This is a genomic window from Pseudoalteromonas sp. S1727 (assembly GCF_005886375.1).
GTDB classification, from domain to species: Bacteria; Pseudomonadota; Gammaproteobacteria; order Enterobacterales; family Alteromonadaceae; genus Pseudoalteromonas; species Pseudoalteromonas haloplanktis.
Window position 1 is genome coordinate 36,510 of the sequence record NZ_PNDT01000048.1, and the last position, 16,400, is coordinate 52,909.

The 16,400-nt window shown below is 41.7% G+C and carries 15 protein-coding genes; 8 read left to right on the top strand and 7 right to left on the bottom strand.

Annotated elements, in window-relative coordinates; all coding sequences use genetic code 11:
• Positions 1-88 precede the first annotated feature (88 nt).
• From glnL to CWB85_RS12175, 3 genes are read left to right on the top strand one after another with little or no spacing between them, the layout of a single operon-like run.
• Entirely contained in the window at positions 89-1,159 is a 1,071-nt protein-coding gene (gene glnL, locus CWB85_RS12165) for a nitrogen regulation protein NR(II) (protein WP_016709069.1), read from the top strand.
• Between the two features lie 18 nt (positions 1,160-1,177).
• On the top strand, positions 1,178-2,563 hold the full coding sequence (gene ntrC, locus CWB85_RS12170) for a nitrogen regulation protein NR(I) (protein WP_016709068.1): 1,386 nt from the start codon (positions 1,178-1,180) through the stop codon (positions 2,561-2,563).
• Between the two features lie 23 nt (positions 2,564-2,586).
• Positions 2,587-3,045: a Crp/Fnr family transcriptional regulator gene (locus CWB85_RS12175; protein WP_016709067.1), complete on the top strand. Its 459-nt coding sequence runs from the start codon at positions 2,587-2,589 to the stop codon at positions 3,043-3,045.
• Here the strand turns inward: CWB85_RS12175 and CWB85_RS12180 are convergent.
• Both CWB85_RS12180 and CWB85_RS12185 read right to left on the bottom strand, forming a co-directional pair.
• The gene (locus CWB85_RS12180) at positions 3,042-3,704 is read right to left on the bottom strand and encodes a hypothetical protein (RefSeq protein WP_138555031.1); all 663 of its coding nucleotides are present in this window, start codon (positions 3,702-3,704) and stop codon (positions 3,042-3,044) included. The genes CWB85_RS12175 and CWB85_RS12180 overlap by 4 nt on opposite strands.
• Before the next feature lie 55 nt (positions 3,705-3,759).
• The gene (locus tag CWB85_RS12185) at positions 3,760-4,047 is read right to left on the bottom strand and encodes a hypothetical protein (protein ID WP_016709065.1); all 288 of its coding nucleotides are present in this window, start codon (positions 4,045-4,047) and stop codon (positions 3,760-3,762) included.
• A 263-nt stretch (positions 4,048-4,310) separates the two neighbouring features.
• On the opposite strand from CWB85_RS12185, the gene CWB85_RS12190 reads away from it, so the two are divergent.
• From CWB85_RS12190 to CWB85_RS12205, 4 genes are all read left to right on the top strand, one after another.
• Positions 4,311-4,694, top strand: coding sequence for an RNA-binding S4 domain-containing protein (locus CWB85_RS12190; RefSeq protein ID WP_138555032.1), 384 nt, complete (start codon positions 4,311-4,313; stop codon positions 4,692-4,694).
• Between the two features lie 75 nt (positions 4,695-4,769).
• Positions 4,770-5,198 (top strand): hypothetical protein, encoded by a 429-nt coding sequence (locus tag CWB85_RS12195; protein ID WP_016709063.1) that lies wholly within the window; start codon positions 4,770-4,772, stop codon positions 5,196-5,198.
• Between the two features lie 196 nt (positions 5,199-5,394).
• Entirely contained in the window at positions 5,395-8,142 is a 2,748-nt protein-coding gene (gene acnA / locus CWB85_RS12200) for an aconitate hydratase AcnA (protein ID WP_138555033.1), read from the top strand.
• A gap of 139 nt (positions 8,143-8,281) precedes the next feature.
• Complete coding sequence (locus tag CWB85_RS12205) at positions 8,282-8,536, top strand: TMEM134/230 family protein (protein WP_016709061.1); 255 nt, start codon at positions 8,282-8,284, stop codon at positions 8,534-8,536.
• Positions 8,537-8,564: 28 nt separating this feature from the next.
• On the opposite strand, the gene CWB85_RS12210 is transcribed toward CWB85_RS12205, so the two are convergent.
• The 5 genes from CWB85_RS12210 to CWB85_RS12230 all read right to left on the bottom strand — a co-directional run bounded on the left by CWB85_RS12210 (position 8,565) and on the right by CWB85_RS12230 (position 14,322).
• On the bottom strand, positions 8,565-9,092 hold the full coding sequence (locus tag CWB85_RS12210; protein WP_016709060.1) for a DUF4124 domain-containing protein: 528 nt from the start codon (positions 9,090-9,092) through the stop codon (positions 8,565-8,567).
• A 34-nt stretch (positions 9,093-9,126) separates the two neighbouring features.
• The gene (locus CWB85_RS12215) at positions 9,127-9,864 is read right to left on the bottom strand and encodes a substrate-binding periplasmic protein (RefSeq protein WP_016709059.1); all 738 of its coding nucleotides are present in this window, start codon (positions 9,862-9,864) and stop codon (positions 9,127-9,129) included.
• A 99-nt stretch (positions 9,865-9,963) separates the two neighbouring features.
• The gene (locus CWB85_RS12220; protein ID WP_016709058.1) at positions 9,964-10,704 is read right to left on the bottom strand and encodes a phosphoadenylyl-sulfate reductase; all 741 of its coding nucleotides are present in this window, start codon (positions 10,702-10,704) and stop codon (positions 9,964-9,966) included.
• Positions 10,705-10,747: 43 nt separating this feature from the next.
• Positions 10,748-12,445, bottom strand: a complete 1,698-nt coding sequence (gene cysI, locus CWB85_RS12225) for an assimilatory sulfite reductase (NADPH) hemoprotein subunit (protein WP_016709057.1) — start codon at positions 12,443-12,445, stop codon at positions 10,748-10,750.
• Between the two features lie 68 nt (positions 12,446-12,513).
• Positions 12,514-14,322, bottom strand: coding sequence for an assimilatory sulfite reductase (NADPH) flavoprotein subunit (locus CWB85_RS12230; RefSeq protein WP_138555034.1), 1,809 nt, complete (start codon positions 14,320-14,322; stop codon positions 12,514-12,516).
• A gap of 394 nt (positions 14,323-14,716) precedes the next feature.
• Between CWB85_RS12230 and CWB85_RS12235 the strand changes: the two genes are divergently transcribed.
• The gene (locus tag CWB85_RS12235; protein ID WP_138555035.1) at positions 14,717-16,345 is read left to right on the top strand and encodes an endonuclease; all 1,629 of its coding nucleotides are present in this window, start codon (positions 14,717-14,719) and stop codon (positions 16,343-16,345) included.
• The last annotated feature ends 55 nt before the right edge of the window (positions 16,346-16,400 follow it).

A 16,400-nucleotide genomic window follows, 5' to 3' on the forward strand; every position in this document is an offset into this window, starting at 1 on the left:
AACTCAGCTTTATTACAAAGACAATAATTTGCTTAATAATTATGTGCTAAGCTGCTAACTATCATCAACGCACTAAAGTGGTGCAACCATGCCCAATAATAAAAGTTTTAACCCTGAATTACTCACCAGCATTTGGCAAAATCTCTCAACTGCAGTGATCTTACTGGACCAAAAATTCACGCTTATTTATGCTAATAATAGTGCCAGTGAGCTCTTAGGATTAGGCTCTAAGCGTATTCTAAACCAACCCTTCGATAGTCTGTTTAACTACCATTCGATTGACTTAAAACGCATTGCGCAATACTCTTTAATGGATGGTGTAGATTGCCACCAGCATAGAGCTGACGTGGTGTTCATCGATTCTCGCCATGCTAAGTTAGCGATCAGTTCGCGCCGAGTTAAACTACAAGACGAGTATTACATCCTATTTGAATGCCGCCAAACTGACGACGAAATTCGTCACGACCAAGCTTCAAATCAAATGCATCAATATCAAGCGGCCCGTAACTTAATAAGGGGACTTGCCCATGAAATTAAAAATCCTTTAGGCGGAATTCGCGGAGCGGCGCAATTATTGCAGTATGAGGTTGATCAGCATGAACGGGATGAATGTGCAGAACTGATCATTGAGCAAGCCGACCGCTTAAGGGAGCTGGTTGACAGATTGTTAGGACCGAATCAATTACCACAAAAATCATACGGTAATATTCATCAAACCTTAGAGTCTGTAATTAAGTTAAGTACTTTAGATAATTGCGCCAATATTAGTTTGGAGAAAGATTATGATCCAAGTATTCCAGATGTATTTATTGACCAAGGTAAAATTCAGCAAGTGGTACTTAATATTGTTCGTAATGCACAACAAGCGTTAATTGGTGGTGGCGTGATAAAAATTAAAACGCGAATAAATCATCAACAACGTCGCCCGGGTAAAGCCCCTAAAAAAGCTTTGCTGATCCAAATATCAGATGACGGACCCGGTATCGATCCTAGCATCAAAGAGACCTTGTTTTACCCAATGATCACTAATAAAGAAGGTGGTTCAGGACTTGGCCTTTCGATTGCACAAACCTTGATCGATCAACATAATGGCCATATCGAATGCGATAGTTGGCCGGGTCATACAGAATTTAATATATATCTGCCTTTTGTGGATTAATCGGTTTTTGGAGTTCGCATGAAAACAGTTTGGCTTGTTGATGATGATGCATCGATTCGCTTTGTGCTTGAAAAAGCACTTGCACGCGCAGGTTTCAATGTTGAAAGTTTTGCTAATGCCCAAGATGTGCTCAGTGCATTAAAGTTTAGTCAGCCCACCGTGCTGGTATCAGATGTTAGAATGCCAGGTATGGATGGGATGGCTCTACTAGAACTTATTGCGGAGCAAAACCCAGGGCTTCCCGTGATCATTATGACTGCGCATTCTGATTTAGACTCTGCAGTTAACGCCTTTCAAAAAGGTGCATTTGAGTACCTCGCCAAACCGTTTGATTTAAATGAAGCGGTGTCTTTAGTTGAGAGTGCGTGTCGTGCTAATTCAACGAAAAAAACCAAGCGTAAACAAGCACCACCAAAAAGTGCTCATATCATTGGTGAAGCACCCGCCATGCAAGAAGTGTTTCGTGCCATTGGTAAACTCTCAGCGTCGAGCATGAGTGTGTTGATCAATGGTGAATCTGGTACCGGTAAAGAATTGGTAGCCAGTGCCTTGCACAATCACAGCCCACGTAAAGACAACCAGTTTATTGCCCTCAATATGGCAGCTATCCCTAAAGAGTTAGTTGAGTCAGAATTGTTCGGCCATGAAAAAGGCGCCTTTACTGGCGCTGATAGTGTACGTAAAGGCCGTTTTGAACAAGCTAATGGCGGTACATTATTTTTAGATGAAATTGGTGATATGCCGCTTGATGTACAAACCCGGCTATTACGCGTATTGGCAGATGGCGAGTTTTACCGTGTTGGTGGTCATCAAAGTATTAAGGTCGATGTGCGGATCATTGCTGCAACCCACCAAAATTTAGAAGACTTGGTCAAACAAGGGAAATTTAGGGACGACTTATTCCACCGCTTAAACGTGGTAAGGCTACGTTTGCCTGCTCTGCGTGAGCGCACCGAAGATATTGAACGGTTAGCACAACACTTTTTGCATAAAAGCGCAAAAGATTTACAAGTTGAAAGTAAAGTACTCAGCTCTAAAGCCACGGATTTACTACGCCTATTTAACTGGCCAGGTAATGTTCGTCAACTCGAAAACACCTGCCGCTGGCTTACTGTCATGGCCCCAGGTGAACTGATCAGTGAACAAGACTTACCCCCTGAGATTTTAGAGATTGATGAAGCTCAACAAGAAGGTGACTGGCTTGATTCATTCCAGCAGTGGCTTAATCAGGAGCTAAAGCAAGGTAAAGAAAATATTTGGCCAAATATTCAAGCGCAGCTAGAAACTCGCTTAATAAAAACGGCGTTGGCTAACTGTGCTGGTCACAAACAAGAAGCCGCCGTTAAAATTGGTTGGGGACGCAATACATTGACCCGTAAATTAAAAGAGCGCAATATTAACTAATTAGATCTTACTATTGGCTCTTAATGAAGTTAATCGAACATATTCCACTGATAAAACAGATGGAAATTATTAATCGGCTGAATTTTTTTAAAGAATTTACCCTCAATGAGCGGCAAGTTTTACTTGAGTCATTCAGCCATTTATATTTAATTAATAAAGATCGTTTTTTATTCAAACAATTTGATAATGATAAGCACCTTTATATCATTTTAAGTGGCGCTATTACGGTTTTCAAACACAGTCACCTAGTTGATCTCGGTACTATTGAGCCTGGTGAGTTTATAGGTGAAGGTGCATTTATTAACAACCGTGAGCGTAGCACCAGCGCTCGAGCTAAAAGCGACACCATCGTATTAGCTATTACCCCAGAATCACTCACCCGTTTACCCAATGTGATCCGCGAAAAGATTAAAGACCGTATTATCGAAGGTATGAGCGAGCGTATAGCCAAACTTAATCACTACCTCGAATCACGCGGCTAATCCATATACACAACTTGCAGCGAGCAGTTTAACCATTGTGGGCTCTCAACATGCGCAGTATAACGATATGTATCTGAGGGTTTTTCACCAAATGGTGTTGCAACCAAAGGAGTTGAATGCGTGTAGGACTGCGAAATATCTCTATAATTGATGACCAAATAATTTTCATAAAACTGCCACTCTAAGTGGGTACGCGCACCATTAAGTAATGTAAACGCAACCACGTTTTCATTAAATGTAACCCGTAAGTTGTTATATCTGTCTTCTGAGCAGTTGGTTGTGCGCATTAACTTGGGCATATTAAAGCCCGGCTCAATATGCTCGCCACGCAGGTAAAAACCAATATTGCCATTACTATAATGATGATTAGCCGCCGACACATAGTTTATCTGTGGCTGATAACCCATTGCTTGCATAATACCAGCAAGCTGCTCGGTTTCGGCTGTAAGTAGCTTATCTTCAGAAGTTAATAGAGTCGCAGCGGCAAACTCTTTGGGGATTGGTAATTGAATAAACTGATACGGTAATGATTGTTGCTGCAAGCGTATTGTTAGCTGTTGTGTTTGTATGTCTGTTAACGCTTGTGTATATACATATACTGTTGGTTGCTGGCACGCAGTTAGTAATAACAACATGCAAATTAAAATTCCATTTCGCATAGCACCTCCAAATGATTACAAGTGTAGTCTATTAGAGGTGCCCTATTATAGCAACTTAATTTATTTGGCTATTTAGCCAAGCATCAACGCTTTTCCTGGTGTAAAGCACATCTTTAAATAAACGATGACGTTGAAATTCCAGTAAACGCTCTCGGTTGCTATCGCCACTGAGCAACTGGCTGTGGTTATCATTAAACTTTGAAATTACCGAAAAGCCTTTTTGCGTATTATGTGGCTGTTGTTTTACCTGTTCGGTTAGGTGCGCTCTGACATCATCAGCAGTTAACATATCTGAGTTATTCAAACCCATTAACTCTTTTCTCATTGCTAATCTTACGCCCATCTTCTACTCCATTGTCAGTGCCTTAGCACTTAAGTTACTGTATCTAGCGGTTATTGATTTTCATCACTTATGGCAAATAACAAGCCAGATTTCACGGGGGCAGCTTACACTGCAATTACTGCAGTTTTTTTAAAGGCAGCGAGAAATACAAAAATGTGCCTGATTAAATTTATTTAATCCCTAGTAGACTTTATAGTGCTTGATGCAAAATTCGCGCTAAGCCTTTATACTACAGGCTATGCCCTACCTTAATGAGATCAAACATGAACGACGAATACATTGAAATTGAATTAGAAGAAGAACCGATTGAGTTATGTAAACTTTTAAAAGTTCTTGATTTAGTTGAAGGTGGCGGCCAAGCAAAAAACCTCATCACTGAAGGTTATGTGGGTGTTAACCATGAAATTTGTACAATCAAACGGAAAAAATTATACAGTGGTGATGTGCTTGAATTTGATGGTGAGTTATTTCAATTAACGCTAAGTGAAGATGCAACACCGGCACAGCGCCCTGTGGAAAATACTCAATCTGAAAGTGCAAAAAGCCCTGTGCAAGAAACACCAGCGGAACCTAAAAACAAACGTAAACGAACTAAAAAGCCGAAAGTAGATGAAAAAACGGGCCGTCGTCCGATTTCATTTGGTTAATCACCAACCTAACTTGTAAAACGTATTAAGGTCGTCTTTAATTACTTTCTGAACAATAACAATTAGAAAATATTTATGACGACTTCAACAGCTCCTAGCTGGCTTAAAAGCGTTGCTTGGGCCGCATTAGTTTGGAATTTACTTGGGGTGATTGCGTTTATTATGCAGCTGCTTATGACCCCTGAGATGATTAGTAAACTTCCTGCAGATCAACAAGCTGCCTATTCAAATACCCCTCTGTGGGCAACTTTGGCATTTGCTGTAGCCGTTTTTGGTGGCACATTAGGCTGTATTTTTTTGTTACTTAAAAAAGCCGTTGCACGAACCTGTTTTACGCTGTCTTTAATCGCAATTTTGATCCAACAATTTTATAATTTCATCATTATTAACAGTATCGAACTACTCGGTGCAAGTGCTGTCTTTATGCCACTGCTGGTGATAATCATCGCGATTTTATTATTGCACCTTAGCCATCGAGGCAAGCTGCAACACTGGTTAAATTAATTCATACTTGGGCCAATATTAGTTTTGGCCCAATAAAAACTTCCCCTTGATTTTTTACCTTTAAATCGCATCTCTACTACAATAACTGTATAAAAAAAGCACATCACTTTTAAATATTCGACCTTGGTATGCAGTTTGCAAACCTATAAACATTAGAGGTTTTTCCACTCATTTTAATTTAGTAAAGGGGCACATAATGAATAATAGTTTTGATACCCAAAAACAGCTCACAATTAATGGCGAGCAGTTTCATATTCATTCACTACAAGGGTTAGGCGATAAAGCCAAACGATTGCCGTTCTCGTTGAAAATTCTACTTGAAAACCTATTGCGCAATGAAGATGGCGTTAATATTAAAGCACAAGATATCGATGCATTATTAGAGTGGGATCCGCAAGCCAAACCTACCGCCGAAGTAGCATTTACGCCAGCGCGTGTAGTTATGCAAGACTTTACAGGTGTACCCGCAATCGTTGATTTAGCCGCAATGCGCGACGCTATGGAAAAACTCGGTGGCGATCCCGCAAAAATAAATCCACTCTCGCCTGCTGAGCTAGTCATTGACCATTCTGTTCAAGTAGATGGCTATGGTAATGATGGCTCGTTTGATTTAAATGCTAAGTTAGAATATGAGCGCAATAAAGAACGCTACGAGTTTTTACGTTGGGGTCAAACCGCTTTTGATAATTTAAAAGTAGTCCCCCCCGCTACCGGTATTGTTCACCAAGTTAACTTAGAGTATTTAGCCCGCGTAGTATTTAATGAAGAGCGCAACGGCCAAAAATTTGCTTACCCAGACACATTGGTCGGTACTGACTCTCATACTACTATGATCAATGGCCTGGGCGTACTTGGTTGGGGTGTCGGTGGCATTGAAGCCGAAGCTGCAATGCTGGGTCAGCCTATTAGCTTACTGATCCCACAGGTTGTGGGTATGAAGCTCAGTGGCCGTTTAGCTGAAGGCACTACTGCGACCGATTTAGTACTTACAGTAACAGAGATACTGCGCAAACATGGTGTAGTGGGTAAGTTTGTTGAATTTTATGGTGATGGCCTTGCTGATCTACCATTAGCCGATCGGGCAACCATAGCAAACATGGCCCCCGAATATGGTGCAACCTGTGGTATTTTCCCTATCGATGATGAAACCATTAGTTACCTGCGCTTAACTAATCGTGATGAAGAGCAGCTAAAACTGATTGAAGACTACGCCAAACATCAAGGGCTATGGCGTAACGATGGTGATGAGGCTAATTACACCGATAAACTTGAGTTAAACCTCAGCGATGTGGTGCCAAGCCTAGCGGGGCCAAAACGCCCACAAGACAGAATTGCATTAGATCAAGCTGGCGACATCATTACCAAGCATTTAAAAACCTTTCAAGATGAGCGCTTAGCTAAACGTGATAACAGTGACGAACAACAAGCACGCATTGAAAGCGAAGGTCCTGCCACGAACCCAGACGAACCAGTCAACGAAGCGCAATTTATGGGCGCTGCAAAGGTTAATTTTAAAGACCAAGAATTTGAGCTTAAAGATGGCGCGTGTGTGATTGCAGCTATTACTAGCTGTACTAACACCTCCAACCCTAGCGTGGTTTTAGCCGCAGGTTTAGTAGCGCAAAAAGCGCGTCAGTTAGGAATTAGTGTAAAACCTTGGGTAAAAACATCACTGGCGCCAGGCTCACAAGTGGTCACTGACTACTTAGAAAGAGCAGGCCTAATGGATGATTTAGATGCTCTTGGCTTTAACTTGGTAGGTTATGGTTGCACAACCTGTATCGGTAACTCAGGCCCACTTGCGGATGAAATATCTGATGCGATCCAAAAGCATAAACTGGTAGTCAGTTCTATCTTATCAGGTAACCGTAATTTTGAAGGACGTATTCACCAAGATGTAAAAATGAACTTTTTAGCCTCACCGCCATTGGTTGTTGCGTACGCAATTGCTGGACGCACTGATATAGATGTGTATAACGAGCCATTGGCGCAAGATGCTAACGGCAACGATATTTACCTAAAAAACATCTGGCCTACAGTAAGTGAAGTAAATGAACTAGTGAAAAAAACCGTCACTAAAGAAATGTTTGCTTCAAGTTATGGTAATGTCTACAAGGGTGATGATCGCTGGCAACAAATTAAAATTCCCGATGGCAAACTGTATGATTGGAATGACGCTTCCACTTATATCAAAAAAGCGCCCTTTTTTGATGGTATGACAGTAGAGCCACCTGGGATCCCCGCAATTAACGGCGCACGCTGTTTAGCAAAACTTGGCGACTCTGTTACTACTGACCATATCTCCCCAGCAGGAGCTATAAAAGCTGATGCCCCCGCCGGTCTCTACTTGCAAGAACATGGTGTCGAGAAGGCACAATTCAACTCTTACGGTTCACGTCGTGGTAATCACGAAGTCATGATGCGCGGTACATTCGCTAACGTAAGATTGAAAAACTTATTAGCCCCTGGCACTGAAGGTGGTGTAACTCGCACACAACCTGAGGATGAACTTGCTAGTATTTATGATGCGGCGATGGCTTATCAACAACAAGGCACGCCATTAGTTATACTTGCAGGTGCTGAATATGGTACTGGCTCTTCTCGCGACTGGGCAGCAAAAGGCTCGCTATTACTTGGTGTTAAAGCTGTCATCGCACAAAGCTATGAACGCATTCACCGCTCTAATCTAATTGGTATGGGTGTATTACCGCTACAATTTAAAGATGGTGAAAGTCATGAATCCCTTGGTTTGACTGGTCAAGAGCAATTTGACATTGATGGCTTGTATGACAAAACCGCAGAAGTGAGCGTGATTGCTACCAACAGCGAAGGTAAACAAGTTAGCTTTAGCGCCGATGTTCGAATCGATACCCCTAAAGAGTGGGATTACTACAAGCACGGCGGCATTTTACAATACGTCTTGCGTAATATGCTCAGTAACTAATAACGAGTTAGGGCTTTGCAGATTTGATTTGCTTAGCCCTCTTTTTTTGATGTAAAACAATTCTACCCCGCCACTTATTACCTATACTTAATGTTGTTAATTAACTTCAGTTCAGCTTAACCACTAATAGGTGCATTCTATGACTGAGCAAAGTATGACAGAGCAAAAAATCATAAGAGTTTTAAAAATTTTTATAGCTCTCGGTATTACACTGATTTTAACAGGGCATTATTTGCTAGTTTCAGATATTTTTGCTCAACAAAATAGTATCCATAGCATTATGATCGGTGCAGTTTTTATTGCTGTTGGAATTTTATGTTCATTACCGACTAAAATTTATCTCACGATTGTGCTGATGAAAATGGAAGCCGAACACGATCAGCATACACAATAAAACGCTCATAAAGCTGTAAAAAGGTTTATTACTGAGCCGCTTCCAACGCCTTTGTGCGCTGCTCTAACGCACTCTTTGCCTGCTCTGCATCTTCAAATAGCTTTTTTATCACTAAAGGGTCATATACCCCACTTGGCGTAAGCGGCATATCAGGTGCTGCTTTAGCACTACCTTTGAGAATCGCGGTATCTTCGGCTGCAACAACCGTAATATCGCTCGGGTCGAGTAACATTTGCTGGCTGTTGCCATCAGGGTTAGGGTTATCTGAATAATGCCACTGTCCTTGTTTATCTTGCCATTTATAAATGACAATAGCCTCAGATGAACTATTCGAAGTGATTGACGCGGCGACTTTTTTGCTGGTATCACTGACGGTCTTAACAGCGTGAGCAAACGTGTCAGTAGATAATCCAACGACTTGCTCTTTTATCTCACGAGATTGACGAGTTATTTCATCACTCGTTAACCATGGTTGACCATCAGGGCGTTGTAAATAAAATAATGCTGCAACACTAATTAGCAATATCATAATTACTAAATACGAAAAGTACTTCATTTTCAATCCTTTGAGTTAAAAATCTCCATCACTATCATTGATAGCGAGCTATGATTCTAGCTAGCTCGCCACTATCTTTCAACCTCTGTAAAAAATCATTAAATTCTTTTGCGTATTTCTTACCCCGAGAATTATAAGAAAACTGTAGTTGTAGTGGCGCCTTACCTACGTTTTCATTACTGACAACCAAAGCAGATAATTCTGGATACTGGCGTACATACCAATCGATTTGTGATCTCGACATCACAGCAAAACGCCTACCAGCATGTGTATCTCTATACAAACTTTGCAACATAGCTAGATCTGAATAATAGTTTTCACGATGTAATACTTTATTCTTTACTAACAACTCAAATGTTGGATAAACATAACCAAAACGGCCAAGTAAAACACCACTTTTTAGGTTATCCAGTTGCTGAAGATCAATAAGTTTAGCACCTTGTGCAACAACCATTACATCTTCGATTCGCACAATTTCTTGACTCCAATAATATGGCTCATGACTAGACAGCCACACTTCAGATTCCATCCGAGCATCAACCTCACCTCGTTGCACCATTTTTGCTGATCGCATTTCAGGTACGAAGGTATAGTCAATCTGAGTGCCCGTTGTTGTCGAAAATAATGTAATGACGTCATTTAAAATACCTTTATGTTGCGCATCCACAAAATGATAAGGGGGATAATCTTCATCGGGTAACGCAATGCGAAGGCTATCGGCAAAAAGGCTGCTAGAAAAAAGCCAAAAGAAAATTGCACAAAACGGTTTCATAAAATACGTGAGCATGAATTTATAATGATTAATTGTAGTCAAAAATAGAAAACGCAGCTAGGCTGCGTTTCGATAATCGTTATAGAGCTGTGCTTGAGGCTAAATGCCATCACCATCAATATGCAAGCCACACTCGCGGTTTAAGCCAAAAAAGCGGGTTTCTTCTTCGGTCATGCCCGGCTCTAATTTACGCGTGGTATGAACATCACCCATAGACACATAGCCTTGCTCCCAAAGCGGGTGATACGGTAAATCATGCTTAGTTAAATATTGATATACATCACGATTAGTCCATTCAATAATTGGATAAACTTTAACTGTACCACGGCTGATCTCAACAATTTGTTTGTCAGCACGCGTAGACGCTTGATCGCGGCGTAAACCACTAAACCAAGTTCCTGCATCAATCTCTTTTAAAGCACGGGTCATAGGCTCAACTTTATTAAGCTGATTATATTGCTTTATACCCGCCTCACCTTGCTCCCACAATTTACCAAACTTAGCTTCTTGCCATGCTGGACTAAGGTGCGATTTATACACTTTTAAATTAAGTGATAAACGTTCGGTTAATTGCTCAATAAACTGATAAGTCTCTGGAAACAAATAGCCCGTATCGGTAAGTACCACAGGAATATCAGGTTTTAGCGAGGTTACTAAATGCAACATCACCGCTGCTTGAATACCAAAGCTTGATGATAAAAACTGTGTATCAGGCAAATTCTCAAGCGCCCACGCTACACGCTGCTCGGCACTCATATCTTTCAATACGCCGTTAGCATCAGCAAGCAATGCTGCTTGGCTTTCTTTATCTAGCTGTAATATGTTTTTAAATTCACTCATAGTAAATTCCAAACCTTAACCAGTGCTTTGCACTGGTTTTAAATTATGCGTGGAAATCGGTTACTGAGACTTTAACTTCAGCGACGATGCCTTTACGGATCACAAAGTCACCAAAACATTCGCCGTCATTACGCTCGCTTGCCCATTGACCTATTAATTTGTCAAAGGCCTCTAAATACACATCTTCACCGACATTTTCTAAATACAACTTAGGAATGCGCGTGCCTTCAAGGTTGCCCCCTAGATACACGTTATATTTACCAGGTCCTTTACCAACTAAACCCGCCTCAGCCAACATTGCACGACCACAACCATTCGGGCAGCCAACAACGCGCATGATTATGCTGTCATTAGGAATACCATGCTTAGCAAGTAAAGCTTCTGTCTTCTCAATTAAGCTTGGTAAATAACGCTCAGCTTCTGCCATGGCTAATGGACAAGTTGGCAAGGCCACACAGGCCATCGAATTTTTACGTTGCTCTGAATCGTTATCATCAATCAAGCCATGATTACGAGCAATTTCTTCAATGACTGCTTTTTGATCCGCTGGAACACCGGCAATGATCAAGTTTTGGTTTGCCGTCATGCGCATATCACCTTGGTGAACTTCAGCAATTTTACGACAACCTGTTTTAAGTGGCTTACCTGGATAATCTAAAATACGACCACTTTGAATAAATAATGTTAAATGATGCTTGCCATCAATGCCTTCAACCCAACCTATACGGTCACCTCGATGAGTAAACTCATACGGACGACTGTCTGCAAACGTCACTCCTGCGCGTTTTTCTACTTCTGCTTTAAATACATCTGCACCAACACGATCTAATGTGTACTTAGTCTTTGCATTTTTACGGTTTGAGCGGTTACCCCAATCACGCTGTACAGATACCACGTGCTCAGCAATTTTTAACGTATGCTCAAGCGGTATAAAACCAAAATCATCTGCTTTACGAGGATAAGTCGCTGTATCGCCGTGAGTCATAGCAAGACCACCACCAACCAGCACGTTAAAACCAACGAGCTTGCCATTGTCAGCAATTGCCACAAAGTTTAAATCATTTGCGTGTACATCCACTTCGTTATTCGGTGGAATGGTCACTGTGGTTTTAAACTTACGTGGTAAGTAGTTAGATCCTAAAATAGGCTCTTCAGTAGTTTCGGCCTTTTCGCCATTTAACCAAATTTCAGCGTATGCTTTAGTTTTTGGTAATAAATGCTCAGAGATCTTTGCCGCCCACTCGTAGGCTTCTTGATGAAGTTCAGATTCCACAGGGTTAGTGGTACACAGTACGTTTCGGTTAACATCACCTGCAGTCGCGATAGAATCAATGCCCACACTATTTAGCATTTGGTGCATGCCTTTAATGTTTGGCTTTAATACCCCATGAAACTGAAACGTTTGACGGGTGGTTAAACGAATACTGCCATAGCTGGTTTTTTCATCGGCAAATTTATCAATCGCCAGCCATTGCTCTGGCTTGATGATGCCACCTGGCATACGTGCTCGTAGCATTACATTATGTAATGGCTCCAGCTTTTGCTTCGCGCGCTCAGGGCGAATATCACGGTCATCTTGTTGATACATACCGTGGAAACGGATCAGTTGGAAGTTATCCGCAGTAAAACCACCGGTGATCTCGTCTTTTAAATCTTGCTCAATTGTGCCACGTAAAAAGTTACTTTCTCTTTTCAAACGCTCGTTATCAGAAAGCTTTACGTTTTTATCTTGTTCGCTCATGGTAAATCCTAAATTAGTTACAGTGACGGCTGTTAGCTTTGCTTTTATAAAGTAAGCAACGTGTACGTTTAGTACACGTCTTTCTGATAGCGATTTGCGCTACGTAAATCTTTTAAATACTGCTCAGCGTCTTCATCATTTTTACCGCTGTTTTCTTTGATAATATCAAGCAAAGCTTGATGTACATCTTTCGCCATACGATTTGCATCACCACAAATATAAAAATGCGCGCCCGCTTCTAGCCATGCAAATACATCTTTACTGTTTTGACGTAGCTTATCTTGAACATAAACTTTCTCAGCTTGGTCACGACTAAATGCCACATCAACTTTACTCAGTAGGCCTGATTTTAAGTAACCTTGGATTTCCACTTGGTATAAGAAATCTTGAGTAAAATGTGGGTTACCAAAGAATAACCAATTTTTACCTGATGCTTCACGGGCATCACGCTCTTGTAAGAATGCGCGGAACGGCGCAATACCCGTTCCAGGACCTACCATGATCACCGGTGTTTCATCGTTCGCTGGTAAACGGAAGTTATCGTTATGCTCGCTAAATACTTTTACTTTACAGCCTTCTTCAGTGCGACGTGCTAAATAACCAGAGCAACCACCTAAATGTTCACTACCAAAAGCTTCAAACTCAACCAAGCCAATCGTTAAATGAACTTCGTCTTCAACCTCAGCTTGGCTTGACGCAATTGAATACAAACGCGCTTGTAATTTACGTAAACAATCAACGAGTGTTTGCGCTTCAAGCTTGGCTGGGTTTTGGCGGATCACATCGAAGATTTGGCGAGGTTCAATATATTCACGCATTGCCGCTTTATCTTCAACCAGCTTTAATAACTCAGGTGTACCCGTCGCCACGGCGTACTTTTCAACAAAGCCTGGGTATGATTGAGTTAACTCAAGTTTTTCGATTAAAGCATCACGAACGCTAAGTTCTTCCTCGCCTAATTTAACAATAGCTGCCGCATCAATTTGCGTAAGTTCTAGCACTTCATCAACTAAAGCTTCATCATTTAAAAAATACACACCTAGCGAGTCACCCGGCGTATAGGTAATATCTGAACCTTCTAGTGAAATTTCAACGTGACGCACGTCTTTTGTTGAATCACGGCCTGTGATCTTTTGTACTAGGCTCAGCTCTGCCGCAAATGGGTTTTGCTTGGTATATTGACTAGCAGCCGTTGCAGGTGCACCAAATGAAACCACTTGACCTGCAGTTGCACCTTGCTGTGCTTTTAAATCAGGTTCAAACGCATCAAGGGCACCCGTGATCCACGTTGCCGCTTCATCATCATAATCAACATCTAAATCAGCGCGCTGATAAATAGTCTCTGCACCCAGTTTATTTAAGCGTTGTTCAAAGTCTTTTGCTGTTTGGCAGAAAAACTCATAGCTTGAGTCGCCCAAACCAATTACCGCAATTTTCACGCCATCGAGCTTAGGGGCTTTTTTGGTTGCCAAAAACTCATGCAATGTTTCAGCATCCTCTGGTGGCTCACCCTCACCATAAGTTGAAACTACAACGCTAAGGAACTTTTCTTTTTTCAGGGCTGTTGGTTTGTAATCAGACATGCTAACCAACTTGACCGCAAGACCACGTGATTCAGCTTGTTCCTTAAGTTTCGTTGCGACACCTTTCGCATTGCCGGTTTGTGAACCGTACAAGATAGTTAATGCGGCCGCTTCTCCTGCACTTGGTGCTGCACCAACCACACCACCTAATGCCGCGGTATTTGCATTTGCAGCAAGGTAGCCACTTACCCATGCTTGCTGAATTGGATTGAGCTCAGCAACTAAACCTTGTAGCTTCTGTACTTGCTCTTGCGATAGTGGACTTGCCGCAGCATTGAGTTGACCTAACAACATGAATTAATTCCCCGTAACCCTGAAAGTTATCTACAAAATGATCACCGTTCACAGTCAATCACTTTGCCTAAAATTTGTGTCGACTTTAAGGCAAATAACTCAGGCCCTAAAGATTTCTCTGAGTGTGAAGAATAACGGGGTATGCGCCAATAAAAAAAGAATAGAATCTGCTTTGTTATTCCATTTAGTTCTTAATTTATAAATTAACCAGTAAAAACAGATTAAAAGCTAGAAACAGTGCCCGTCTGCTAACGCAACACCCTAATCACCTCTCAAAAATAGTCATTATCAATCTTGATTACGAAATAATAAGTTAACTTTTTTGCAACAAAACTCGGGTACGGTATAGTGGAATTGGCCACATTTTGTGCGCCCATAACAATAAGGAAACACTATGTCACACGGGACATATAAAAAATGCATACTCGCCAGTGCTGTTTTATTAGCAGCACTACCTTGCTTAGCCGCCATTGATAATGGCGACTTTGAAAACTGGTCTGGTAATACCCCTAACAATTGGAGCACTATTGATTCTGGTATTACGCTATCGCCGTCAAGCTCTATCGTCAACAGCGGTTCACTCGCTGCAAAAGTAGAGGTGAATACAGCAAGCCAAAGTAATACGGATTTACTGCAACAGATAACTGTTGAGGCAGGCCAAAGCTATCTATTTTCAAGCTGGGTTTACCACACTGAAGGAGGTGTTAAAGCGCGCCTAATTGCTGACGACTATCAAGGCTACTCAAACCCTGCACTTTTAAATCAATGGCAACAGATCAGCTATACATACACAGCATCAAGTAACACGACCATTAGCGTTGGCCTACGCTTTTATGATGTTAGCGGTTTTGATGGCAGTGAAACTCTTTATGTAGATAGTTTTATGCCAAGTTCTGCTGGCAGCACACCAACACCGACCAGTTGTGCTGATAACACTGTTAGTTTAGCGCTCACTACAGATAACTATGGCGAAGAGACAAGTTGGCAAATTACTAATGCACAAGGTACACCCGTTGCATCTGGTGGCGATTATAGTGGCAATAGTAGCTACTCAGAGCAAGCCTGTTTAGTGGATGGCGATTATACCTTTAGTATTTTTGATAGTTATGGTGATGGTATCTGCTGTTCATTTGGTAATGGCAGTTACGCGCTCACATTTGAGCAAACACCTCTTGCAAGCGGCAGTAGCTTTCAAACTAGCGAAGCAACGCCATTCACACTGGGCGATGATACTAACCCAGAAACGCCCCCCACAGAGCCAAGTGGTTATTATGTCACAACCCAAGGTTTAACAGGCTACGCTCTAAAATCAGAGCTATACAATATTATAAAAGACCACAATTCACAGGGATATTCAGCAATTTGGAGTTTTTACGATAGCGCATCTCGCGATAAATACTTTGAAAACGACAATTCGATTCTCGATCGCTATGCTGAAAATCCAATGGGCCAAGACAGTTATAACTACGTCGCTGTTACGGATCAATGTGGTACCTACAGAGGCGAAGGTGATTGTTATAACCGCGAACATTCATTCCCGAAAAGTTGGTTTGGCGGCACAAATGAGCCTATGAATTCAGACGTACATCATATTTTTGCCACCGATGGTTACGTCAATTCAAAACGCAGCAATTATCCGTTTGGTGAAGTAGGCAGCGCCAGCTACACCTCAAGTAATGGCAGTAAACTGGGCAGTGCAGCAAGCTCAATTAATTACTCAGGTACGGTATTTGAGCCAATCGATGAATTTAAAGGTGACTTTGCACGCGCCTACTTTTATATGGCAACCCGCTATGAGAATGTCATTGGAGCGTGGCAAAACAACACCACGGCTAGTAATGCCGTACTTAACGGCTCTAGTAACCAAGTATTTGAGAATTGGGTAGTCACTATGTTGGTTAATTGGCATAACGACGATCCTGTCAGTCAGCTTGAACTAGATAGAAACCAAGCCGCTTATGAGCATCAAGGTAATCGTAATCCATTTGTTGATCACCCAGAGTTCGTCGAGATGATCTGGTAGAAGGTCAGCGGTCAGCGGTCAGCGGTCAGCGGTCAGCGGTCAGCGGTCAGCCGGC